The 23,190-nt window shown below is 69.0% G+C and carries 17 protein-coding genes; 7 read left to right on the forward strand and 10 right to left on the reverse strand.

Annotated elements, in window-relative coordinates; genetic code table 11:
• The 3 genes from C9F13_RS15125 to C9F13_RS15135 all read right to left on the reverse strand — a co-directional run.
• A partial coding sequence (locus tag C9F13_RS15125) for an aldehyde dehydrogenase family protein (RefSeq protein WP_114446920.1) occupies positions 1-262 on the reverse strand: 262 nt, incomplete at its 3' end.
• Complete coding sequence (locus tag C9F13_RS15130) at positions 259-1,662, reverse strand: aspartate aminotransferase family protein (RefSeq protein WP_108447092.1); 1,404 nt, start codon at positions 1,660-1,662, stop codon at positions 259-261. The genes C9F13_RS15130 and C9F13_RS15125, both read right to left, overlap by 4 nt.
• A gap of 25 nt (positions 1,663-1,687) precedes the next feature.
• Complete coding sequence (locus C9F13_RS15135; RefSeq protein WP_108447093.1) at positions 1,688-2,455, reverse strand: gamma-glutamyl-gamma-aminobutyrate hydrolase family protein; 768 nt, start codon at positions 2,453-2,455, stop codon at positions 1,688-1,690.
• A 256-nt stretch (positions 2,456-2,711) separates the two neighbouring features.
• Between C9F13_RS15135 and C9F13_RS15140 the strand changes: the two genes are divergently transcribed.
• Positions 2,712-4,088, forward strand: a complete 1,377-nt coding sequence (locus C9F13_RS15140; protein WP_108447094.1) for a glutamine synthetase family protein — start codon at positions 2,712-2,714, stop codon at positions 4,086-4,088.
• Between the two features lie 254 nt (positions 4,089-4,342).
• On the forward strand, positions 4,343-5,827 hold the full coding sequence (locus C9F13_RS15145; RefSeq protein WP_108447095.1) for a Na+/H+ antiporter NhaC family protein: 1,485 nt from the start codon (positions 4,343-4,345) through the stop codon (positions 5,825-5,827).
• 205 nt (positions 5,828-6,032) lie between these two features.
• Here C9F13_RS15145 and C9F13_RS15150 read toward each other — a convergent pair whose 3' ends face one another.
• Entirely contained in the window at positions 6,033-6,686 is a 654-nt protein-coding gene (locus C9F13_RS15150) for a GntR family transcriptional regulator (protein WP_108447096.1), read from the reverse strand.
• 146 nt (positions 6,687-6,832) lie between these two features.
• On the opposite strand from C9F13_RS15150, the gene C9F13_RS15155 reads away from it, so the two are divergent.
• The 3 genes from C9F13_RS15155 to C9F13_RS15165 are packed head-to-tail and all read left to right on the forward strand — an operon-like array spanning position 6,833 to position 11,070.
• Positions 6,833-8,122, forward strand: a complete 1,290-nt coding sequence (locus C9F13_RS15155; protein WP_108447097.1) for an NAD(P)/FAD-dependent oxidoreductase — start codon at positions 6,833-6,835, stop codon at positions 8,120-8,122.
• A gap of 46 nt (positions 8,123-8,168) precedes the next feature.
• Positions 8,169-9,644, forward strand: coding sequence for a Na+/H+ antiporter NhaC family protein (locus C9F13_RS15160; protein ID WP_245888801.1), 1,476 nt, complete (start codon positions 8,169-8,171; stop codon positions 9,642-9,644).
• A gap of 16 nt (positions 9,645-9,660) precedes the next feature.
• On the forward strand, positions 9,661-11,070 hold the full coding sequence (locus tag C9F13_RS15165; protein WP_108447098.1) for an NAD(P)/FAD-dependent oxidoreductase: 1,410 nt from the start codon (positions 9,661-9,663) through the stop codon (positions 11,068-11,070).
• A 27-nt stretch (positions 11,071-11,097) separates the two neighbouring features.
• On the opposite strand, the gene C9F13_RS15170 is transcribed toward C9F13_RS15165, so the two are convergent.
• Together C9F13_RS15170 and C9F13_RS15175 are read right to left on the reverse strand one after the other, a co-directional pair.
• Complete coding sequence (locus tag C9F13_RS15170) at positions 11,098-11,652, reverse strand: glycine zipper 2TM domain-containing protein (protein ID WP_108447099.1); 555 nt, start codon at positions 11,650-11,652, stop codon at positions 11,098-11,100.
• A 245-nt stretch (positions 11,653-11,897) separates the two neighbouring features.
• Positions 11,898-13,094, reverse strand: coding sequence for a glycine cleavage T C-terminal barrel domain-containing protein (locus C9F13_RS15175; RefSeq protein ID WP_108447100.1), 1,197 nt, complete (start codon positions 13,092-13,094; stop codon positions 11,898-11,900).
• A 314-nt stretch (positions 13,095-13,408) separates the two neighbouring features.
• On the opposite strand from C9F13_RS15175, the gene C9F13_RS15180 reads away from it, so the two are divergent.
• A complete protein-coding gene (locus C9F13_RS15180) occupies positions 13,409-15,976 on the forward strand; it encodes a GcvT family protein (RefSeq protein ID WP_108447101.1) in 2,568 nt (855 codons plus the stop codon).
• A gap of 74 nt (positions 15,977-16,050) precedes the next feature.
• On the opposite strand, the gene C9F13_RS15185 is transcribed toward C9F13_RS15180, so the two are convergent.
• Positions 16,051-17,106 carry a GlxA family transcriptional regulator gene (locus C9F13_RS15185; RefSeq protein WP_108447102.1) on the reverse strand — a complete coding sequence of 352 codons (1,056 nt, stop codon included), beginning with the start codon at positions 17,104-17,106 and terminating at the stop codon, positions 16,051-16,053.
• 268 nt (positions 17,107-17,374) lie between these two features.
• Between C9F13_RS15185 and C9F13_RS15190 the strand changes: the two genes are divergently transcribed.
• A complete protein-coding gene (locus C9F13_RS15190; RefSeq protein WP_245888802.1) occupies positions 17,375-19,108 on the forward strand; it encodes a formate--tetrahydrofolate ligase in 1,734 nt (577 codons plus the stop codon).
• Between the two features lie 95 nt (positions 19,109-19,203).
• Here C9F13_RS15190 and C9F13_RS15195 read toward each other — a convergent pair whose 3' ends face one another.
• The 3 genes from C9F13_RS15195 to C9F13_RS15205 are packed head-to-tail and all read right to left on the reverse strand — an operon-like array spanning position 19,204 to position 23,180.
• A complete protein-coding gene (locus C9F13_RS15195) occupies positions 19,204-20,349 on the reverse strand; it encodes an iron-containing alcohol dehydrogenase (protein ID WP_108447103.1) in 1,146 nt (381 codons plus the stop codon).
• Between the two features lie 30 nt (positions 20,350-20,379).
• On the reverse strand, positions 20,380-21,765 hold the full coding sequence (locus C9F13_RS15200; protein WP_108447104.1) for an aldehyde dehydrogenase family protein: 1,386 nt from the start codon (positions 21,763-21,765) through the stop codon (positions 20,380-20,382).
• A 35-nt stretch (positions 21,766-21,800) separates the two neighbouring features.
• Positions 21,801-23,180, reverse strand: coding sequence for a glutamine synthetase family protein (locus C9F13_RS15205; protein ID WP_108447105.1), 1,380 nt, complete (start codon positions 23,178-23,180; stop codon positions 21,801-21,803).
• Positions 23,181-23,190: the final 10 nt, after the last annotated feature.

A 23,190-nucleotide genomic window follows, 5' to 3' on the forward strand; every position in this document is an offset into this window, starting at 1 on the left:
GGGCGAGGCGCGACCAGGCGCCGCCGTCGACGGCGGCCCGGGCGGCCGCCACGGCGACCTCGGCATCGGCGGCGTCGCAGCTCGCCACCTCGGCCAGTGTCTCGCCGGTGGCCGGGTTGACGGTGGCAAGGGTCGCACCGCTCTGGGCATCGACGAAGGCGTCGTCGATATAGGCGCGGGTCTCGAGGCCTCGCTCGACGGTCAGCTCGGCGGCCAGCGCCTGCCACTCCTCGCGGGTCGTCGGATGACGATCATGGCTCATGCGCGAATCTCCTCTTCTTGGTCGGCCGCGGTCGGTGCCGCGGCGTCTTGGTCGGTCAGGCGGCGAACGGTCTCGTCCAGGGCCCGGCGCGCCAGGCGCACCAGTTCGTCGATCTCGTCGCGGGTGATCACCAGTGGCGGGGCGATGATCATGGTATCGCCCACCGAGCGCATCACCAGCCCCGTGGCGAAGCAGATGTCGCGGCACAGATTGCCGGCCGACAGGGCCTTGTCGAAGCGCTCGCCGGTGGCCGGGTCGACCAGCTCCAGCGCGCCCATCAGGCCCAGCGAGCGCGCCTCGCCGACCAGGGGATGGTCGTCGAGCTCGGCCCAGCGCTCGGCCAGGTAGGGGCCCAGGTCGTCGCGGACCCGCTCGACGACGCCCTCGGCCTCCAGCAGCTCCAGGTTCCGAAGCGCCACGGCCGCGCAGGTCGGGTGCCCGGAGTAGGTGAAGCCGTGGAAGAACTCGCCCCCCTCCTCGATCAGGGTCTTTGCCACGCGATCGCCCACCAGCACGCCGCCGATCGGCAGGTAACCCGAGGAGAGCCCCTTGGCGATCGGCATCAGGTCCGGCTCGAGGCCGAAGTGCTGGCTGCCGAACCACTCGCCGAGGCGCCCGAAGCCGCAGATCACCTCGTCGGCGACCAGCAGGATGTCGTACTTGGCGAGCACCGCCTTGACCGCCGGCCAGTAGCTCGCCGGCGGCATGATGGCGCCGCCGGCGCCCTGCACGGGCTCGGCGATGAAGGCCGCGACGTTCTCCTCGCCGAGCTCGAGGATCCGCTCCTCCAGCGCCGCGGCGCAGGCGCGCCCGAAGGCCTCCGGCGACTGATCCTGCCCTTCACCGAACCAGTAGGGCTGGCGGATATGCGTGATGCCTGGCACGCAGGGGCCTCCCTGGTCGTGCATCGGCGCCATGCCGCCCAGGCTCATGCCCGCCACGGTGGAGCCGTGATAGCCGTTCTCGCGACCGATGATCCACTGCTTCTCGGGCTTGCCCTTCAGCGCCCAGTAGCGACGCACCATGCGCAGCACGGTGTCGTTGGCCTCGGACCCGGAGCCGGTGAAGAAGACGTGGTTGATATGGTCCGGCGCCAGCGCACAGAGCTTCTCGGCGAGGCGGGCGACCGGCGGGTGGGTCGTCTTGAAGAAGGTGTTGTAGTAGGGCAGCTCGGCCATCTGCTGCGTCGCCGCCTCGACCAGCTCGCGGCGGCCATAGCCGAGGTTCACGCACCACAGGCCGGCCATGCCGTCGAGGATGCGATGGCCCTCGCTGTCATGGATATAGACGCCGTCGGCCCGGGTGATGACGCGACACCCCTCCTCGCCCAGCGCCTGGAAGTCGGTGAAGGGGTGCAGGTGGTGGGCCCGATCCAGGGCCTGACACGCTTGAGTCTGCATGATGCGTCTCCGTTGTCGCGGCCCCTCAGGCCGGCGAGTGCTCGGGGCGGGCCTGGCGCTGCGCACAGGCCCCGGCGAAGGCGGTGAACAGGGCGTCGTAGAGCGGATGCTCACGGGGACGCCACTCGGGGTGCCACTGCACCGCCAGGGTGAAGGCCGGCGCGTCGGTGACCGAGATGGCCTCGATCAGGCCGTCCGGCGCCACGGCCTCGGCGGTGAGGCCCTCGCCGAGTCGCGCGATGCCCTGCTGGTGCAGGGAGTTCACCCGGGCGTGCCGCTCGGGATAGAGCGCCGCGAGGCGCCCGCCCGGGAGGATCTCCAGGTCGTGGCAGGGGGCGTACTGGGTCTCGCGGTCGCCGTCCGGCTCGCGGTGGTCGAGCCTGCCCGGCACCTTCTGCACCGCCTGGTGGAGGCTGCCGCCGAAGGCCACGTTGAGCTCCTGGAAGCCGCGGCAGATGCCCAGCAGCGGCAGCCTCAGGTCCAGTGCCACCGGCACCCAGGCCAGGGCCGCGGCATCGCGGCTCCGATCGTCGCGGGTGTTCTCCGGCTCGCGCTCGGCGCCGTAGCGCTGCGGGACCACGTTGGTGTAGCTGCCGGTCAGCACCAGGCCATCCAGGCGCGCCAGCAGGGGCTTGATGTCCGCCCCCTCGACGGTCTCCCAGACCGGCAGCACTACCGGTTCGAGACCATACTCCCGCAGGGCGGTGAGATACTTGTCGGTCACCATGTGCGCGGGGTGGCCCTCCACCTCGCGGCGACAGGCGATCACCCCCACCAGGGGTCGAGTCGGCATGGCAGCCTCCTTGAAAGCGTCAGCGTCAGGGTTGTTATGCTTTGCTCAACATAGCGCGGTTGATTAATCTTGCCAACCCGCGCGACGCCATTCGCGAGAGAGACAAACGCAATAGCTTGATTATACTGAACAACTTACAGAAAAGCCGATCATGGTGTTATCGGAAATACCGCATCAGACGTAAATTATTTGACAACACCGGACGGTTCGGCCAAAGATGACCACAACGCCAACATCCAAGAAAACAGGTGTCATCATGCCGCCCCTTCCCGTCGACGAAGCCCGTGACTTCCTGGATCGTCACCCCGACATTGCCAGCATCGACCTGCTGATCAGCGACCTCAACGGCGTGCAGCGCGGCAAGCGCATCCCGCGCGAGAACCTGGAGAAGGCCTATCGCGACGGCATCAACCTGCCCGCCTCGGTGTTCGCCCTGGACATCCTCGGCAACACCATCGAGGAGACCGGACTGGGGCTCGTAAGCGGCGACGCCGACAGGGTCTGCCGCCCGGTGCCGGGCACCCTGATGCCGAGCCCCTGGCTGCGCGACGGCCGCCAGGCCCAGCTGCTGATGACCATGACCGAGGCCGACGGCGGCCCCTACTTCGCCGACCCCCGCCAGGTGCTGACCCGGGTGCTCGAGCGCTTCGGCCGGGCGGGTCTGACGCCGGTGGTCGCGGTGGAGATGGAGTTCTACCTGGTCGACCGAGCGCGCAACGCCCTGGGCATGATCCAGCCGCCCTGCTCGCCGGCCAGCGGCGAGCGCGCCACCCACAGCCAACTCTACTCGATCAGCGAGCTCGACGAATACGCCGACTTCCTCGAGGAGATCCAGGAAGCGGCGCGCCTTCAGGCCCTGCCGCTGGATACCGCCCTCAAGGAGTGCGCCCCGGGGCAGTTCGAGATCAACCTGATTCACTGCGACGACGCCCTGGCGGCCTGCGACAGCGCCGTGCTGCTCAAGCGGCTGATCAAGGGCGTGGCGATCAAGCACGGCTTCGAGGCCACCTTCATGGCCAAGCCCTACGGCGGGGAAGCCGGCAGCGGCACCCACGTGCACATCAGCCTGCTCGACGAGGCGGGCCGCAACGTCTTCGCGGCCGAGGACCAGGACCCGCTGGGCACGCCCCGCCTCCGTGAGGCCGTGGCCGGACTGCTGGACCTGATGCCGGCCTCCATGGCGCTGTTCGCCCCCAACCTCAATGCCTTCCGCCGCTTCCAGCCGGGCCTCTACGTGCCCATGGCCCCGACCTGGGGCTACGACAACCGCTCGGTGGCGGTGCGCATCCCGTCGGGCCCCAACGCGGCGCGACGCCTCGAGCACCGGGTGGCCGGTGCCGACGCCAACCCCTACCTGCTGATGGCGACGCTGCTGGCGGCCATCGACCATGGCCTGCAGCACCGGCTCACGCCGCCGCCGGCGATCGAGGGCAATGCCTACGACCAGGTGGCGCCCAGCCTGACCAACAGCTGGAGCCAGGCGCTGGACCTGCTGGAAGGCAGCGAGGTGCTGGCCGAGGCCCTCGGACGCGACTTCCTCCACGTCTTCCTGGCCAACCGCCGAGCCGAACGCGACCAGGCCATGCAGGCGGTCAGCAAGCTGGAGTACGACTGGTACCTGCGCCACGTCTGATCCCGGCGCGGCCTATCGGCCCCGACACTTTCCCCGAGCACTCCCATGACCGATGACCCCGGCGCCCCCGCCGGCGGTCGTCCGGGCCGCCCCGTGTCGGTCCGGTGACACCCCTCACCCTCAAAGCCACCAACCCAACGCCAACAAGGGAGCCCTGCAATGACAATCACAACCCCCCTTGCCCCGGCCCATGCCGACCCAACCACTCTCCCCGATACGCCCGGCGCCGCACCGCTGCGCGAAGGGGGTCGGCCATGAGCCAGTCCACCCACCCCTTCGCCCCCTCGCTGCCCGCGCGACGCGGCACGGGCCGCACCCTGACGCTGATGCTCGCCGTGCTCGCCACGGTGGTCGGCCTGACGCTGACCCACCGGTCCGGCACGGACTTCGGCTGGATCAGCCTGGTGCCCTCGCTGATCGTGCTGGTGGTGGCCATCGCCACCCACCGCACCCTCGAGGCCCTGGCGATCGGCGCGATCTCCGGGCTGATCCTGCTCCAGCCGGAGGACTTCGTCGGCGAACTGGCCGATATCTCGCTCTCGGTGATGATGGACGAGACCATCGCCTGGCTGATCCTGGTCTGCGGCCTGATGGGCGGCTTCATCGCCATGCTCGAGAAGTCGGGCTGCACCCTGAGCTTCAGCCACTTCATGACCCGGCTGGTGAAGACCCGCCGCCAGTCGCTGCTGAGCACCGCGGCGCTGGGCGTGCTGATCTTCATCGACGACTACCTCAACGCCCTGGCCACCTCGGCGGCGATGAAACGCCTCACCGACCGCTTCGGCGTCTCCCGCGAGAAGCTCGCCTACATCGTCGACTCCACCGCGGCGCCGATCTGCATCCTGGTGCCGCTCTCCACCTGGGCGGTCTACTTCGCCGAGCTGCTCGAGACCAATGGCGCGACCGAGAGCGCGGGCATGTGGCTCTACATCCAGTCGATCCCCTTCATGCTCTACGGCTGGGTGGCCATGGGCCTGGTGCTGCTGGTGGCGATCGGCATCATGCCCGACATCGGACCGATGAAGGCCGCCGAGGCGCGCGCCAAGGGCGGCCAGCCGATCCCCGACGACGCGCCCGATGTCGCCCTCGGCGAGGACGACGTGCCCCGTACCCGTCCGTGGGTCGGCGTGATCAACTTCCTGGCGCCGATGGCGGTGCTGATCGGCGCCAGCGCCTGGTTCGAGATCGACCTGCTCAAGGGGGTGATCGTGGCGATCATGTTCACCATCCTGCTCTACCTGATCCAGCGCCTGGCCACCTTCGCCACGCTGATGGACGCCATCATGGACGGCTTTCGCACCATGATGCTGCCGCTGGCCATCGTCGCGGTGGGCTTCGTGCTGCGCGAGATCAACGACCAGCTGGGCATGACCGCCTTCATGATCGACGCCCTGACGCCCCACCTGACGGTCGCCCTGCTGCCGGCCATCGTGTTCCTCTCCATGGCCGTGGTGGTCTTCGCCACCGGCTCCTCCTGGGGGGTGTTCGTGATCTCGATCCCCATCGTGGTGCCTATCGCCCAGAGCATGGGCGCCCCGATGCCGCTGGTGGTCGGCGCGCTGCTCTCCGCCTCGAGCTTCGGCAGCCACGCCTGCTTCTTCTCCGACTCCTCGGTGCTCTCCTCCCAGGGCAGCGGCTGCCAGCCGATGCAGCACGCCCTCACCCAGTTCCCCTACGCGCTGATCGGGGCCGGCGTCACCGCGCTGGGCTTCCTGGCGCTGGGCTTCCTGTTGACCTGAAACGGCTCGGGCGTATCGCGCCCCCTGAACGACCGCGCCCCGGCCAGAGATGGCCGGGGCGCGGTCGTTGGCCACTCCTGTCGTGGGTGATGCGCGTGAAGCGTTCGGGCTTGCTGCACCACGTCTAGACTGGAAAGCCCTCATTACCATGACCGCAGAAGGAGCTTCCAGATGCCCTCACAAAACCACGTGCTAGGCGGCAGAGCTATTCGAGGAGGCGCATTCCCTGCTCGATATCGGCGGCAATGGCGTTGCAGAAACCCTCCCGGTCTCCTCGGAACAGCGCCTGGGTCACGTCACGATGATGGTCATCGGCGATGCTTGATGCGCCCCAGCGAGAACCGATCTGTCGCATGCTGGGCCCGTACTGCAGCCAGAGGAGTTCGACCAGAGGCAGCAACACCCGCGAGTGGCTGCGTCGATAGATCAGGAAGTGGAAACGATGGTTACCCCGCATGTAAGCCTGCATGTCCCCCTCTGCGATGGCCATATTGATCCGCGCATCGATATCCTCGAGGGCCGACAGATCATCGCCGGTCAGCCGGGGGAAGGCCTGACGGGAGACTTCGGTCTCTAGACTCTTGCGCGCAAACAGCACCTCGTGAAAGCGTTCACGACTCAGCTCGGGGACACGGATCTTGCGGCTGTCGGAGAACACCAGCGCCCCCTCCGTCACCAGCCAGCGCACGGCCTCACGGGCGGGCATTGCACTGGTACCGTACTCGGTGGCGATACGGCGGATCGAGATCAGGTCTCCCGGCGCAAAATCTCCTTCGCAGAGCCTCGTCCTTAGCGCTCGATGCAGTCGGGTGGCGGCGGTATCCGGCGAGAATCCTTCGCCCTGTTTCGGTTGCTCCATCGGTTTGCCATGTCGTCGTCATACACCCCACCAGCATACCCCAAACAGACGCCGCCGCGGTTCCATCGGTCACCGGCTTGCCTCCACCGCAAGGCCTTGCTAGTGTGATCACAGACATGTGATCACACTTTACAGCGAGCACTATCATGGCCTCATCGCGCCCTCCTTCCTACTACGCCGCATCCATCATCGAGGAATCCGACTACCCCGTCCTGGAGGGCGACCACCGCGTCGACGTCGCCATCGTGGGAGGTGGCTTCACGGGCGTGGCCACGGCCGTCGAGTTGAGCGAGCGGGGCTATCGGGTGGCGTTGATCGAGGCGAACAAGATCGGTTGGGGAGCCAGTGGACGCAACGGCGGACAGGTCACCGGCAGCCTCTCCGGCGAGGATGCCATGCGCCGCCAGATGCGTCGCACCCTGGGCGATGACGCCGCCGACTTTGTCTGGGACCTCCGCTGGCGAGGCCAGCGCATCATCCGCGAACGCGTCGAGAAATACGCCATTCCTTGTGACCTCAAGCACGGCCATCTCCAGGCGGCCTACAAGCCAAGCCATCTGACAGCGCTTAGACAGGACTATGCGGCCTCCCAGGACCACTGGATCGGGGAACATGTCCACTGGCTGGACAAGGCAGCGGTCGAAGACGTGCTCGGCACGCGGCTCTACCATGGCGCGATTCGCAACGACTACAACATGCACCTCCATCCGCTGAACCTTTGCCTGGGCGAGGCCCGAGCAGCGGCAAGCCTGGGGGCCAAGATTTTCGAAGCGTCACCGGTAAGGGAGATCGTGCATGGCGAATCCCCGGCCGTCATCGGCGAACACGGCCGCGTTCAGGCCGATAGCGTGATCCTGGCCGGCAACGCCTACCACCGCCTCGAGCACCAGCGGCTTGGCGGCAAGCTCTTCCCCGCCTCACTCGGCATCGTCACTACCGCCCCGCTGGATGAGGCCACCGCCAACGCCATCAACCCCCAGGACCTGGCCGTCTACGATACCCGCTTCGTGCTGGACTATTACCGCCTCACCGCCGACCGGCGGCTGCTCTTCGGTGGCGGTGCCAACTACTCGGGACAAACGTCAGACGACATCGCCGCCGAACTGCGCCCGCGGCTGGAGCACACTTTCCCGCAGCTCGAGGGCGTGGCGCTCGACTTCCAGTGGCAGGGACTCGCCGGGATCGTGATCAACCGCGTACCGATGCTCGGCAAGCTCTCTCCCCACGTCTACTACGCCCAAGGCTACTCCGGACATGGCATCGCCACCTCGCACCTCGTCGGCGAGATCCTCGCCGAGGCGGTCGACGGCAGCATGCGGGCATTTGATGCCTTCGCCAATGTCCGTCACTGGCGAGTGCCTCTCAGCGACCGTCTCGGCAATACCCTGCTGGCGGCCGGCATGTGGTACTACCAACTGCTGGAGCGCCTGCGCTGACCGCCACCACCACCCTCAACACAATGACAACATCGAGGAGGTCTCCATGGAAGTGAACGACGAGGTGATCAAGCAGGGCGCTCGCCCCTGGCACCGCGGGATGGTCATGATATTGCTGGCTGGCGCCTTGGCGGCGATCGTCAGCGCCAGCGGTGTCGAATCCATCGACGGGCCACTGATCCTGATCCCGACAGGACTCGTTCTGCTGCTCGCACTATGGTCCAGGCGCGCGCTGGAACCGCTGGTGTTCGGTGCCTTCGCCGGCACCCTGATGATGGATCCCACGAATGCGCTGAGCAGCCTCTCCGGGAGCCTGATGGACGTGATGACCGACGAGGATGTCGCCTGGGTCATCATGGTGTGCGGCCTGATGGGCAGCATCATCGCCCTGCTGCTGAAATCGGGCTCGTCCCAGGCCTTCGCCCGAGCCATGATGCGCTATACCACCGACAAGCCCCGCGCCCTGATGGGCTGCTGGTGCATGGGGATCGTGCTGTTCGTCGACGACTACCTCAACTCGCTGGCCGTGGGCACCTCGATGCGCAGGATCACGGACCACTTCAAGACATCCCGCGAGATGCTGGCCTACGTCATCGACTCCACGGCGGCACCGATCAGCGTCCTGATCCCCATTTCCACCTGGGCCGTCTTCTTTGGCGCTCTCATCGAGAAGAACGGCGTCGCCGCGGATGGTCAGGGCGTGATGACCTACATCCAGGCCATTCCCTTCATGTTCTACCCATGGATTGCCGTGGCCATGGTGCCGCTGGTCATCTACGGGAAGCTCCCGCTGATCGGGCCGATGAAAAACGCGGAACGTCGCGCCGAACAACAGGGTCAATGCGTGCCCCCGGGGGCCGAGCATATCGACGAGGACATTGCCCACCTCGAGGCGGATGCCAAGCACAAGGGCAGCGTCTGGTCCTTCCTGCTTCCCATGGCCTCGCTGGCCTTCTTCACCTGGTGGTTCGACCTGGATTTCCTGATGGGCATCTTCGTCACGCTGGCCGGGATGATCGTTTCCTTCATCGCCCTGAAGAAGCTGTCCGCCAACGAGACGTTCGACAATATCCTCGAGGGCTTCAAGTCGATGATCGATGCCCTGGCCGTCCTGGTAGCGGCCTTCCTGTTCAATGAGGTCAACACGGCGCTGGGCCTCAACGAATACATCATCACCACGGTAGAACCGCTGATCTCCGCCGAGCTGTTGCCCTTCATCATCTTCAGCATCATGGGCTTCGTGTCCTTCGCTACCGGCTCGAACTGGGGCGTGTTCGTGATCATCCTGCCCATCGTCGCCACCCTGGGACACAACCTGGGGGCCGACATGACGCTGGTGATCGGCGCCACCCTGTCGGCCAGCACCTTCGGCAGCCATGCCTGCTTCTATTCGGATGCCACGGTACTGACTTCCCAGGCCAGCGGCTGCACCCCCTTCCAGCACGCCTTCACACAGCTGCCCTATGCGGCACTGGCGGGCATCCTGGCCGCCGGCGCCTACCTGGCCCTGGGGTATCTGTGAACGAGGAGACCTCGCCTTGAACGACGTTCCCCTAAGCAACTTCTGGTCCGACAGCGCTCCCGACGACTCCGACCCACGCCCCGCCCTGACCGGGCACCACGAGGCCGATGTGGCGATCATCGGCGCAGGCTTCACCGGGCTGTGGACCGCCTACTACCTGAAGAGCCTGTCGCCCGGCCTGACCATCCGGGTGCTCGAGGGTGAGCGCGTCGGTCACGGCGCATCCGGCCGCAACGGCGGCTGGGTGATCGGCAGCCTCGCCGGCTTGTCGCGGCTCGTCGAGGGCCTTTCTCGCGATGAGCGAAGGGCCTGCTGTCGGATACTGGCCGACAACGTGGATGCCATCGGCGCCACACTGGCCAAGGAGAACATCGAGGCACAGTTCCACAAGGGAGGCGCCATCTATGCAGCGGCCCGATACCCGGGCCAGGAAGCGATCCAGCGAGCCTATCTCGAGCATCTCCATGCACTCGGCCACCCCGAGGAGGCATGCTACTGGCTGGACGCCGCCGAACTCGCGGAGAAGGCACGCTTCCGCAATGCGCGCGGCGGCGTATTCCAGCGAGACTGCGCGACGGTGCACCCCCTCAGGCTGCTACGAGGATTGGCCCGCACGCTCGAGACCATGGGGGTGACCATTCATGAGCGGAGTCGCGTTCGGTCCCGCCACCCCCGAGGGGTAACGACGGACTCGGGCCACCTTCGCACCGAGCTCACGGTCAGCGCCACCGAGGGCTATTGCGCGGGGCTCCCGGAGATGCGGCGCTACGTGCTCCCCGTCCAGAGCCTGGTGGTCGCCACCGAGCCACTGTCGGCATCCTGCTGGGCCGACATCGGCATGGCCGGCCGACCGGCCTTCGCCGATGCCAGCCGCCTGGTCAACTACGGACACCGCACTGCCGACGATCGCCTGCTGTTCGGCGCCAGAGGCAGCTACCGGCTTGGCGGCCGCCCCATGATGAACCAGGCGATTCCGGCGAGTGCCGTGACATGGCGTCGTGACCTCCTCACGGACCTGTTTCCGGCCCTCGGGGAGGTCAGGATCACCCATGGCTGGGGAGGATCGCTGGGCCTGTCACGCCGCTTTCGTCCCCATGCGCTCCTGGACCGCGCCAGCGGCCTGGCCACTGCCGGTGGCTATGCCGGCGAAGGGGTCGCCGCCTCCCACCTCTTCGCGCGCACGCTCGCCGACATGATCCTGGAACGCGATACCGACCTGACGCGAATGCCTTGGGCGATGGATGAGACCCACCCTTCGCGTGGCTTGAGGCGCTGGGAACCCGAGCCCTGCCGCTGGCTGGCCGCACAGCTGATCGGCCTGAGCTATGCGGGCGAGGAGGCGCTGATGCAGCGTGACCGCTCGCTGGGCATCGTCCGGCCCACCCTGACGAGGCTGAACGATACCTTCGCGTCGGTCATCGAGTGAGCGCATTGTAGCGTCGTGCAAGTGACCTCAACTGTCCGCGGCCACGGTCTGCTGCCACTGGGGCCGCCCCTCCTCGAGCAGCACCCGGTCGCCCTGGGGCCGATGGTCCAGGCGCGTGGTCTGGACCACCTCGCCGTGACGCCAGGTCACCTCGTAGCCCGTGGTCTCCTGACTGGTATCGACCACCGTCTCGCACTGGCGCTGGGTGGTGGTGGTCGTCTGGCCGGCCTCGACGCGACGCTGCACCTCGCGGCCCGCCAGACCGCCGCCGATGGCGCCCGCCACGGTGGCGATCTTCTTGCCGCTGCCGCCGCCCACCTGGTTGCCCAGCAGGCCGCCGACGATGGCGCCGGCCGCCGTGCCGACGACGCTGTGCGGGTCGCGGGTCGGCGCCTGCTGCTGCACCACCACGTCGCGACACACCTCCCGCGGGGTCTCCACGGTGCGGGTCAGGGTCTCGACGTTGGTGATCTGGGCGTACTCGGGCCCGCGCTGCGCGTCCTGGACCTGCCAGGCCCCGAGGGCGATGCCGCCCAGCCCCAGCACGGCCAGGGTGGAACCCACCACGATCGACTTGCTCATCTTTCACCTCCTGGAGGACGCGGCTGCGCCTCATGACGGTCACGGTCACCGGGAGATGCGTGACGAAAAAAAGGGTGCGATGGCGAGGGACGCCTCCTGCGCCCCTCGCGGATCGCCCCCAGTATAGGGTGCCGGCTCGCCGGACATCAGCACCGCCCCGCAGGTTTCACAATCCCTGACTCGCTGTCGGCAGACGACGACAGCCGGGCGCCACCACCCGGCCGGCGTCGCGCGGCACGATCGGATCAGCCCTTGGGGATGTCCTTGCGCGGATCGTGGAACGGCTTGGGCACCACCACCGCCTCCTGCATGCCGGTATTGGCCTCGATGCGCAGCGGCGTGCCGAGCTCGGCATGGGAGATCGGCACCATGGCATAGCCGATGTTGCGCTCCTGGCGCGGCGAGCGGGTGGCCGAGGTCACCTTGCCGATCAGCGCCCCGCTGCTGTCGTGGACGGGGAAGACGTCGATCATCGAGCCGTCGGTGAAGTAGCCGATGCTCGGGCCGTCGATCTCCACGCCCACCAGCTTGCGCGAGACGCCCTCGGCCTTGATGCGCTCCAGGGCGGCGCGCCCGACGAAGTCGTCGTCGCCGCGCAGGTCGACCATCCAGTCGTAGCCCATGCCCACCTCGAAGGGATTGGTGTCGTACCAGATGTCGCAACCGAAGGCGAGGATGCCGCCCTCGATGCGGCGGATGTGGCAGGGGCCGATCACCTGCATGCCGTGGGGCCGCCCCGCCTCGAAGACCCGCTGCCAGAGGGCCTCGCCGTAGCGGGTCGCCTCGCGCAGGTAGATCTCGTAGCCGATCTCGCCGGAGTAGCCGGTCCGCGAGATCACCACCGACATGCCGTCGAGCTCCGCCTCCATGAGGTGGTAGTAGGGGATCTCCAGCACCCGCTCGCCGAACAGGTCCACCATCACCGGCTTGGCGTTGGGTCCCTGGACCTGCACCGGCGCCACGTCGATCTCGCGGATGGTGACGTCCAGGCCGGCGTGGTAGGCGAGGCCCTGGCACCACAGCAGCACGTCGCTGTCGGCCAGCGACAGCCAGAAGCGGTTCTCCTCGATGCGCAGCAGCACCGGGTCGTTGATGATGCCGCCGTCGTCCGCGGTGACGAAGACGTACTTGCACTGGCCGACCTGGCAGTGGCGCATGTCCCGCGGCACCAGTCGCTGGGTGAAGGTGAAGGCGTCGGGGCCTGAGATCTCGATCTGGCGCTCCACGCCCACGTCCCAGAGGGTGACGCCCTGCACCAGCGCCCAGTACTCGTCGACGGGGTCGGTGTAGAGGCGCGGATGGTAGTGGTGGTTGTAGACGCTGTACTTGCGCACCCCGTGGCGCCGCGAGGCGTAGAAGAACGGCGACTTGCGGATCCGCGGATAGAGCAGGATCTCCGGTGCCGTCTGGGTGTGGTCGATGCGTTCGATGACCTGGGACATGATCGTCTCTCCTGTGCTGATGCGAGGCCCTGCCAAGCGGCCTCGAGGCGGATGCCGAAAGGCCGTTCATGCCCTCGAAGCTAGTCCCCCGCGCCTGCGCCCACGGCACCAGCGGCGACCGCCACTTTGGTCCCAGCGACACCGCACGCCGCTTTCCCGGCGCCGGCCGCCGCGGGACGCCGACGACGGCCGCCGCGGGACGCCGACGACGGTCGCCGCGGGACAAGAACCGGTCGGCCAGAGCAAACGGGCGCCGGCGGCCTGGCTTATGGTGAAGCCAGAAGCGTCGAGCCCATCGGCATCGGAGAGCGGCCATGACAACACTACCCAAGCACGCAGACGCGGTGATCATCGGCCAGGGCGGCATCGTCGGCGCCTCGGTGGCCCACCACCTGATCGAACTGGGCTGGACGAACCTGGTGGGGCTCGAGAAATCCGCCATCCCCTCGGACATCGGCTCGACCTCCCACGCATCCGACTTCTGCTACATGACCGCCCACGACAAGATGTCGTGCTACACCACTACCTACAGTCGGGAGTTCTACGAGCGCCGGGGGCACTACCAGCGGATCGGGGGGCTCGAGATCGCCCGGGTCGGCGACGAGGCGCGCCTGGCGGAGCTCAAGCGCAAGGTCACCTCGGGCAAGGCTTTCGGCACCAACGCGCGGCTCATCGGCCCGGACGAGGCCGTCGAGCGCTTCCCGCTGCTCGAGCGCTCGCTGGTGCTGGGCGGCCTCTGGGACCCGGACGCCGGGCTGGTGGTGCCCCGCTCGCAGCGGGTCGCCGGCGAGCTGATCGAGGAGGCGGTGGCCTCGGGCCACCTCCGGGCCTTCGCCGACACCCCGGCCATCGACATCGACGTCGAGGACGGCCGGGTGCGCGGCGTGATGACCGCCCGCGGCTACATCGCCACCCCGGTGGTGATCGTCACCTCGGGGATCTGGGGACCGATCCCCGCGGCCATGGCCGGCGTCAGCCTGCCGCTGATGCCGGTGGAACACCCGCTGATGTTCTTCGGCCCCTTCGATGCCTTCGCCGGCACCGGGCTCGAGATCGGCTATCCGCTGCTGCGCGATCAGGGCAACTCGGCCTACCTGCGCGACACGGGCGATCCCCGGAGCACCGAGGGCGGCCAGATCGAGTGGGGCTACTACGAGGCCCACTCGCCGCGCCTGGTCGCCCCCACCGACATCCTCGAGCGCGAGCAGGCCAGGCTCTCCCCCTCCATGCGCGACCTGGAGATCGACCAGGTGATGGCGGCCTTCGAGCGGGCCGTCGAGCTGACCCCGGTGCTCGGCGAGCTGGGCTGGGACGAGAAGCACTCCTTCAACGGCCTGCTCTCGGTGACCACGGACGGCGGCTCGCTGGTCGGCGAGGCGCCGGAGACCCGCGGCCTGTGGCTGTGCGAGGCGGTCTGGGTCAAGGACGGCCCCGGCATGGGCAAGGTGCTGGCCGACTGGCTGACCCATGGCCGACCGACCCTCGACCCCCACGGCATCGACATCGCGCGCTTCTACCCGGTGCAGAAGACCCCGCACCACGTCGTCGGGCGCTGCCGGGAGATCGCCATGAAGATCTACGACCCGCCGGTGCATCCCCGGGAGCCCTTCGCGAGCGGCCGCAACCTGCGCCGCAGCCCCTTCTGGCCCCGGGAGGAGGCCCTCGGCGGCCACTTCATGGAGGTGGTGGGCTGGGAGCGGGCCCACGGCTATGCCGCCAACGAGGCGCTGCTGGAGCGCTACGGCGACCGCGTGCCGGAGCGGCCCGACGAGTGGGACGCCCGCCACTTCTGGCGCGTCTCAAACGCCGAGCATCTCGCCCTGAGCGAGGGCGTGGGCATGATCAACCTCTCCCACTTCGCCATCTTCGATATCGACGGCCCCGATGCCGAGGCGCTGCTGGAGTACCTCTCGGTGGCGCGGGTGGGCGGCGAGACGCCGCTCGGCAAGGGGATCTACACCCACTTCCTCGACGCGGCCGGCGGCGTGCACTCGGACCTGACCATCGTGCGCCTCGCGCCGGACCGCTTCCGGGTGATGTGCGGCGGCGACACCGGCCATCGCGACCTCATGTGGATGACCCGGATGGCCGATGAGCGCCGGCTGACGCGCCTGCACGTCGAGGATCGCACCGACAGTCTGGCCACCCTGGGGCTCTGGGGCCCCGAGGCGCGGCGCACCCTGCAGGCACTGGCCGACGAGCCGGCGGCGCTGGAGGACGAGGCCTTCCCCTTCGCCACGGCCCGGGAGATCCGGGTGCGGGGGATACCGATCTGGGCCTTTCGCATCTCCTACGTCGGCGAGCTGGGCTGGGAGCTCTACCTGCCGTTCAGCTACGGGCTGACCCTCTGGGACCTGCTCTTCGAGCAGGGCGTGACGCCGGTGGGCATCGAGACCTACGCCAACAGCCGGCGCCTGGAAAAGAGCCTGAGGCTGCAGAACGTCGACCTGCTGACCGAGTACAACCTCCTCGAGGCGGGCCTGGCGCGCCCCAGGGTCAAGCCGCTGGAGTTCCACGGCAAGGCCGCCTACCTGGCCCAGCGCGAGCGCCATCAGCAGCCGGCCTACCTCTGCACCCTGACCATGTCGGCGCACCACGACGCCCGGGGCGTGGCCCGCTACCCGGTGGGCCACTCGCCGATCCTCGACCCACAGAGCGGCGAGGTGCTGGTGGACGCCCTGGGGCGGCGCTCCTACGTGACGAGCATCGCCTACGGCCCGTCGGTTCAGAAGATCATCGCCCTGGGCTACCTGCCGGTCTCCCACGCCCGAGTGGGCCAGGCGCTGACCATGGAGTACTTCGGCGAGCACTATCCACTGACTGTCGAGGCGGTGGGCTATCGCGCCCTCTACGACCCTGACAACCTGCGCCCCCGAGGCTGACGCGACCCGGCCGGGGGAGCGACGCTCCCCCGGCCATGCCCCGCCCTTTCGAGACGCTTAGACCCGACGGGCCATCACAGCTCCTCGACCCGCGGCGCGTCCGGACGCTCCTCGCCCGGTACCAGGCCACCCTCGCGATCGCTGCGCCGCAAGCGCTCCCGGCTCGGGGAGTGGCCGAAGCGGTCGTGATAGCACTTGGTGAAGTGCGGCGGCGAGATGAAGCCGCAGGCCAGGGCCACGTCGGTGATCGGCATGTGGGTCTGGCGCAGCAGCAGCCGCGCGCGCACGAGACGCAGCTCCATGTAGTACTTCAGCGGCGGACAGCCCACGTAGCGCTGGAAGAGCCGCTCCACCTGGCGACGCGAGAGGTTGGCATAGCGGGCCAGCTCGTCCAGGGAGAGCGGCTCCTGAAGGTTGGCCTCCATCAGCGTCGCCAGCTCCTCGAGCTTGGGATGGGTACGACCGAGGCGCACCCGCAGCGGCGTCCGCTGGCGATCGCCCACCTCGCGGATCCGCTCGTGGATGAATTCCTCGGCGATCGCCTCGGCCAGCGCCAGGCCCTGCTGCCGGCCGATCAGGGTCAGCATCATGTCCAGGGGCGCGATGCCCCCGGAGCAGGTGTAGCGGTCGCGGTCGATGACGAAGAGCTGCGGGGTGAAGGTCACCGCGGGAAACAGCAGCGCCTCGTGGATGCTCGAGATATGCTCCCAGTGCAGGGTGCAGCTGTAGCCGTCGAGGACTCCGGCCTGGGCGAGCACGTAGCCGCCGGTGCAGACCCCGCCCAGCGGGATGCGCCGCCGGGCCAGCCGGCGCAGCCAGGCGAGGGTGTCGCGGTCGCAGCAGTCCTGGACGTCGACGCCGGCGCACACCAGCACCAGGTCCAGCGACAGCCCGTCCTCCATGGCGCAGTCCACCGCCATGTCGAGGCCGCTGCTGCTGCGCACGGGACGACCATCGGGACTCACCAGATGCCAGGTATAGAGCCGCCGGTCGGCGAGGTGGTTGGCCATGCGCAGCGGCTCCAGCGCCGAGGAGAAGGCCAGCAGGGAGAACCCCGGCAGCAGGACGAAGCCGAAGTCGTGGTGCTCCTCGTTCGGGGCATGCCGGTTCGGGGAATGCAGGGATTCCATCGCGCGCCCTCCTCACCGTGGTCGCCTACCTCGACTCTAGTCAGAGACTCGTCCGCGCAACAGCGTCGCGACCGTCGCCTCGACGACTCGCCCTTTGCTCGCGGCGGCGCGCCCCACCCGACGAGGCCCGCCGTTCGGCCTCGACATGTCGCTGCGACCAAGCCCGCCGGCGCCGACGGGCAAGTCCCTGGCCAGGCGGACACGAATACTGAGATTATGGACGTTGGACGCCCTCGACGTCCCGGCGGATGATCCAGGAGACGTGGCGATGACGAGCCAACCGCACGACCTCGACCGGGCGCAGGCCCGGATGCCCGACAACCTCACGATCGCCCGCGAGGCGCGGCTCTGGCCCATCGAGGAGATCGCCCACCGCCTCGGCGTGCCCGGCGAGGCGGTGGAGCCCTACGGGCGGGGCATCGCCAAGCTGGACCTCGCCGCCGCCGACGCCCTGGCCCAGCGCCCCCGGGCGCGCTACGTGGTGGTCTCGGCGATCACCCCCACGCCGCTGGGCGAGGGCAAGACCACCACCGCCATCGGCCTCGTCCAGGGCCTCCAGCAGCTCGGCCACGCCGCCACCGTCACCCTGCGCCAGCCCTCCCTGGGGCCGACGCTCGGGATCAAGGGCGGCGCCGCCGGCGGGGGCTACAGCCAGGTGTTGCCCATGGAGCGCATCAACCTGCACCTGACCGGCGACATCCATGCGGTCTCCGCCGCCCACAACCTGCTGGCGGCGATGATCGACAACCACCTCTTCCATCGCCTGGGCCGCGACCTGGACCCGCAGACGATCACCTGGCCGCGGGTGATGGACATCAACGACCGCGCGCTGCGCCATGTCGTCACGGGACTCGGCCCGCCCGCCGACGGCCTCCCCCGCCAGGGCGGCTTCGAGATCACCGCGGCCTCCGAGGTGATGGCGATCCTCGCCCTCGCGACCTCGCTTGCCGACCTGCGCCGCCGCCTGGGGCGCATCCGGATCGGCACCACCCACGACGGCGAGCCGGTCACCGCCGAGGAGATCGGCGCGGCGGGGGCCATGGCCGTGCTGCTCAAGGAGGCGATCAAGCCCAACCTGCTGCAGACCCTCGAGCACGCGCCGGCGCTGATCCATGCGGGCCCGTTCGGCAACATCGCCCACGGCAACTCCTCGATCGTCGCCGACCGCATCGGCCTGCACGGCGGCGACTACCTGGTCACCGAGGCGGGCTTCGGGGCCGACATGGGGGCGGAGCGCTTCTTCAACATCAAGTGCCGCGCCTCGGGGATGACGCCGGACGCGGCGGTGCTGGTGGTGACGGTGCGCGCCCTGAAGTTCCACTCCGGGCGCTACGCCGTGGCGCCCGGCCGGCCGCTGCCCGCGGCGATGCTGGCGGAGAGCCCCGAGGACGTGCGCGCGGGCGGCGCCAACCTGGTCAAGCAGATCGACAACCTGCGCGCCCACGGCGTCACCCCGGTGGTGGCGATCAACGCCTTCCCCGCCGACCATGCCAGCGAGCACGCCGCGATCCGCGACATCGCCGAGGCCGCCGGGGTGCGGGCCGCGGTCTCGACCCACGTGCGCGACGGCGGCCTCGGCGCGCTGGAGCTGGCCCAGGCCGTGGCCGAGGCCGCCGAACAGGGCAGCGACTTCCACCTGCTCTACCCCGACGAGCTGCCCCTGGACGCCAAGATCGAGCGCATCGCCACCCGCCTCTACGGCGCCGCCGACGTCGCCTTCAGTCCCGAGGCCCGGCGTCAGCTCGAGCGCTACCAGCAGCAGGGCCAGGGCCACCTGCCGGTGTGCATCGCCAAGACCCACCTCTCGCTGTCGTCGGACCCGACCCTGCGCGGCGCCCCCAGCGGCTGGACCCTGCCGGTGCGCGAGGTGCGCCTCTCCGCCGGGGCGGGCTTCGTCTACGCGCTGTGCGGCGACATCCGCACCATGCCGGGGCTCGGCCGCGACCCGGCCGCCGCGCACCTCGACATCGACGACCACGGCGAGATCACCGGGCTGTTCTGAGCGGGCATTCCGGGGCCTGCGTGGACATCACGGGGCCTGATCTGAGCGGGCGTTACAAGGCGAGCAGCGGGAGGCGGACGCCCGCCTCCCGTGGATCACAGGCAGCGCTGGAACAGCGTCCGCAGGTCCTCGACGGTCAGCGGCACCGGGTTGCCGCCGCAGCTCGGGTCCCGGATGGCCATCTCGGCCAGCTCGTCGATGCGCTCGGGGGTAGCGCCGAGCTCGGAGAGGGTGCGCGGGATGCCCATGCGGTCGTTGAGCTCCTGCACGAAGGCCCGGAAACCGTCGAAACCGCCCTCGATGCCGAGGTAGGCGGCCGCGCTGTCGAAGCGCTCGCGGATCGCCTCGGCGTTGAAGTCGAGCACCGCGGGCATGCAGATCGCGTTGGTGGTGCCGTGATGGGCGTTGAAGACTGCGCCGATGGGGTGGCTCATCGCATGGATGGCGCCGAGCCCCTTCTGGAAGGCGGTGGAGCCCATCATCGCCGCGCTCATCATGTGCGCCCGGGCCTCGAGGTCGGTGCCGTCGGCGTAGGCGCGGGGCAGGTACTCCTTGACCAGCCGCATGCCCTCCAGGGCGATGCCCTGGCTCATCGGATGGTAGTGCGGGCTCGAGAAGGCCTCCACGCAGTGGGCGAAGGCGTCGAGCCCGGTGCCGGCGGTGATCGCCCGGGGCATGCCCACCGTCAGCTCGGGGTCGCAGAGCACCACCCGGGGCAGCACCCTGGGGTGGAAGATGATCTTCTTCTCGTGGGTCTCGGCGTTGGTGATGACGCTGGCCCGCCCCACCTCCGAGCCGGTCCCTGCGGTGGTGGGCACCGCGACGATGGGAGCGATCGCCTCGGCATCGGCCCGGGTCCACCAGTCGCCGATGTCCTCGAAGTCCCATACCGGGCGCGTCTGGCCCGACATGAAGGCCACCATCTTGCCGAGATCCAGCCCCGAGCCGCCGCCGAAGGCGATGACTCCGTCGTGGCCGCCCGCCCGGAAGGCCGCAACGCCCGCCGCCAGGTTGCGCTCGTTGGGGTTGGGATCGACCTCGGCGAAGAGCGCGCGGCCCAGGCCCGCGGCCTCGAGGACGTCCAGCGCGGCGGCGGTGATCGGCAGGTCGGCAAGCCCGCGGTCGGTCACCAGCAGCGGCCGCGCCATGCCCGCCTCGGCGCAGGCGTCGGGCAGCTCCCTGAGGCGCCCCGCGCCGAAGCGGATGGCGGTGGGATAGGTCCAGTTGCCGGTCAGCGTCATGTCGTCACCCTCTTCAGCTGGTTGTTGTCTTCAATCTGTTGTCGTTTTCTTCAGGTAGTAGGACTTGGGCCGCGTGAGGTTGTGGTAGCCGATCACCGAGAGGCTGCCGCCGCGCCCCGTCTGCTTGCAGCCGGTCCAGCACAGGCCCGGGTCGAGGTAGTCGGCGCGGTTCATGAAGACGGTGCCGGTCTCGACCCGGTCGCCGACGCGCTGGGCGCGATCGAGATCGGCGGTCCAGAGGCTCGCCGTCAGGCCGAAGGGGCTGTCGTTCATCAGCCGGATCGCCTCCTCGTCGCCGCTCACCCGCATGATGCCGACCACCGGACCGAAGCTCTCGTCGCGCATCACGCGCATGTCGTGGGTCACCTCGGTGAGGATCTGCGGGGTCAGGTAGGCGCCCCCGTCGTCGGCGGGCTTGCGGGCGATATGGGCCCTCGCCCCGTCGGCCAGGGCCTCGTCGATCTGGGCGCGCACCTCCCGGGCGAAGCGGACGTTGGCCATCGGCCCGATGTCCGTGCCGGGGTCCAGCGGGTCGCCCAGGGTGTAGGCCTCGACCACCGCCACGGCCCACTCGACGAAGGCGTCGTAGAGGGACTCGTGGACGTAGATGCGCTCGATCCCGCAGCAGCACTGCCCGGAGTTGAACATCGCGGCGTCGACCAGGGTCGCGACGGCGGCCTCGAGGTCGGCATCCTCCATGACGTAGCCCGGGTCCTTGCCGCCGAGCTCCAGGCCGAGGCCGGTGAAGGTGCCGGCCGCCGCCCGTTCCATGGCGCGCCCGCCGCCCACCGAGCCGGTGAAGTTGACGAAGTCGAAGGCGCGCTCGGCGATCAGGGCGGAGGTGGTGTCGTGGTCGAGGAAGACGTTCTGGAACACCGCCTCGGGCACGCCGACGGAGTGGAAGGCCCGCGCCATGCGCTCGCCGACCAGCAGGGTCTGGGTGGCGTGCTTGAGCAGCACGCTGTTGCCGGCGATCAGCGCCGGGGCCACGCAGTTGATGGCCGTCATGTAGGGGTAGTTCCAGGGCGCCACCACCAGCACCACGCCGTGGGGCACGCGCTTGATGTAGCGCTTGACGGTGGCGTCCTCGCCCACCGCGATATCGGCCAGCGCCTCCTCGGCGATGGCCGCCATGTGGCCGCCGCGCTCCTCGACACCGCCGAACTCGCCGCCGTAGCGCACCGGGCGGCCCATCATCCGCGCCAGCTCCGGCACCACCTCGTCGTTCATCGCCCCGAGCGCGGCGATGCCGGCGCGCACCAGCTCGATGCGCTCCGCGAGGGGCCGGTCGGCCCAGTCATGCTGCGCCGCGCGGGCCCGGTCGGCGGCCTCTCGGGCGGCCTCGGTCGAGAGCGCGTCGCGCTCGGCAAACACCGACCCGTCGATCGGCGAGATACATCTCAGCGTATGACCCATGGTCCTCTCCTGTTGGTGCCCGCTCGCCGCCGGCGTCATGAGCGCTCGAAGCCGCGCGCCACCTCGTAGTCGGTGACCACGCGGGCGAAGTCCTCGAGCTCCACCTCGGCGGCCCGGGCGTAGTGGTCGATCACCGCGTCGCCCATGGCCTCGCGCAGCATGGTCGACCCGGCGAGGGCCTCCCGGGCATCGCGCAGGCTCTGCGGGATCAGCCCCGACTCCCCCTCGTAGGTATCGCCCTCGGCGGGCGGCGGCAGCACCAGCCGCTCCTCGATGCCCTTGATGCCGGCGGCCAGCTGCCCGGCGATGGCCAGGTAGGGGTTCAGGTCCGAGCCGCCGATGCGGCACTCGATGCGCACCGCCTGGGTACCCTCGGCGCAGAGGCGAAAGCCCGCGGTGCGGTTGTCCACCGACCAGACCGTTCGCGTGGGCGCGAAGGAGCCCTTCTGGAAGCGCTTGTAGCTGTTGACGTAGGGGGCGAGGAAGTAGGTGAAGTCGGGCGCGTACTTCAGAAGCCCGGCCAGGTAGTGCTGCATCAGCGGCGACATGCCCCGCGCCTCGCTGTCGTCGAAGAAGGCGGGGACGCCCTGCTGCCACAGCGACTGATGGATGTGGGTGGAGCTGCCGGAGTGGTCGTGGTGCCACTTCGGCATGAAGGTCACCGCCCGCCCCTGCTGCCAGGCGATCTCCTTGGTCGCGTGCTTGGCGATGGTGTGGTAGTCCGCGGTGTCCAGCGCCCCGGCGTAGCGGATGTTGAGCTCCTCCTGCCCCGACCCCGCCTCCCCCTTGGTGCCCTCCACGGGGATCCCCGCCGCATGCAGGTGATTGCGCAGCGGGCGCAGCACGTGCTCCTCCTTGGTGGTCTGGAAGAGGTGGTAGTCCTCGTTGTAGCCGCTGATCGGCTGCAGGTCGCGAAACCCCTCCTTGCGGAGCTCGTCGAGGGGCTTCTCGAACAGGAAGAACTCCAGCTCGGTGGCCATGATCGCCTCGAAGCCCAGTCGCTCGAGGCGCACCAGCTGGCGCTTCAAGATGGCCCGCGGCGCATGGGCCACCGGCTCATGGGTGTGATGGTCCAACACGTCGCAGAGCGTCATGACCGTGCCCTCGAGCCAGGGCACGGGCCGCAGCGTGGCCAGGTCCGGCTTCATGATGTAGTCGCCGTAGCCCGCCCGCCAGGAGGTGCTGGCGTAGCCGTCGGGCGTTTCCATCTCGAGGTCGGTGGCCAGCAGGTAGTTGCAGCAGTGCGTCTCCTCCCAGCCATGCTCCACGAAGTGACGGGCGTGGAGCCGCTTGCCCATCAGCCGTCCCTGCATGTCGACGATGCACACCAGCACCGTGTCCACTTCACCGCTGTCCACCTGAGCCCTCAGGGCCTCGAGAGCCGCGAGGGCCTCCCTCGTCAGCGCGTTGGTCATATCTCGGCTT

Source organism: Halomonas denitrificans, from assembly GCF_003056305.1.
In the GTDB taxonomy this organism is placed as follows: Bacteria; Pseudomonadota; Gammaproteobacteria; order Pseudomonadales; family Halomonadaceae; genus Halomonas; species Halomonas denitrificans.

Bases quoted from the DNA above. Each gene is read 5' to 3' on its own strand.
- C9F13_RS15200 (WP_108447104.1), bottom strand. From the start codon at position 21,765: ATGGGTCATACGCTGAGATGTATCTCGCCGATCGACGGGTCGGTGTTT.
- C9F13_RS15185 (WP_108447102.1), bottom strand. From the start codon at position 17,106: ATGGAATCCCTGCATTCCCCGAACCGGCATGCCCCGAACGAGGAGCAC.
- C9F13_RS15180 (WP_108447101.1), top strand. From the start codon at position 13,409: ATGACAACACTACCCAAGCACGCAGACGCGGTGATCATCGGCCAGGGC.
- C9F13_RS15150 (WP_108447096.1), bottom strand. From the start codon at position 6,686: ATGGAGCAACCGAAACAGGGCGAAGGATTCTCGCCGGATACCGCCGCC.
- C9F13_RS15135 (WP_108447093.1), bottom strand. From the start codon at position 2,455: ATGCCGACTCGACCCCTGGTGGGGGTGATCGCCTGTCGCCGCGAGGTG.
- C9F13_RS15175 (WP_108447100.1), bottom strand. From the start codon at position 13,094: ATGTCCCAGGTCATCGAACGCATCGACCACACCCAGACGGCACCGGAG.
- C9F13_RS15170 (WP_108447099.1), bottom strand. From the start codon at position 11,652: ATGAGCAAGTCGATCGTGGTGGGTTCCACCCTGGCCGTGCTGGGGCTG.
- C9F13_RS15145 (WP_108447095.1), top strand. From the start codon at position 4,343: ATGAGCCAGTCCACCCACCCCTTCGCCCCCTCGCTGCCCGCGCGACGC.
- C9F13_RS15130 (WP_108447092.1), bottom strand. From the start codon at position 1,662: ATGCAGACTCAAGCGTGTCAGGCCCTGGATCGGGCCCACCACCTGCAC.
- C9F13_RS15155 (WP_108447097.1), top strand. From the start codon at position 6,833: ATGGCCTCATCGCGCCCTCCTTCCTACTACGCCGCATCCATCATCGAG.
- C9F13_RS15195 (WP_108447103.1), bottom strand. From the start codon at position 20,349: ATGACGCTGACCGGCAACTGGACCTATCCCACCGCCATCCGCTTCGGC.
- C9F13_RS15190 (WP_245888802.1), top strand. From the start codon at position 17,375: ATGACGAGCCAACCGCACGACCTCGACCGGGCGCAGGCCCGGATGCCC.
- C9F13_RS15205 (WP_108447105.1), bottom strand. From the start codon at position 23,180: ATGACCAACGCGCTGACGAGGGAGGCCCTCGCGGCTCTCGAGGCCCTG.
- C9F13_RS15160 (WP_245888801.1), top strand. From the start codon at position 8,169: ATGGAAGTGAACGACGAGGTGATCAAGCAGGGCGCTCGCCCCTGGCAC.
- C9F13_RS15140 (WP_108447094.1), top strand. From the start codon at position 2,712: ATGCCGCCCCTTCCCGTCGACGAAGCCCGTGACTTCCTGGATCGTCAC.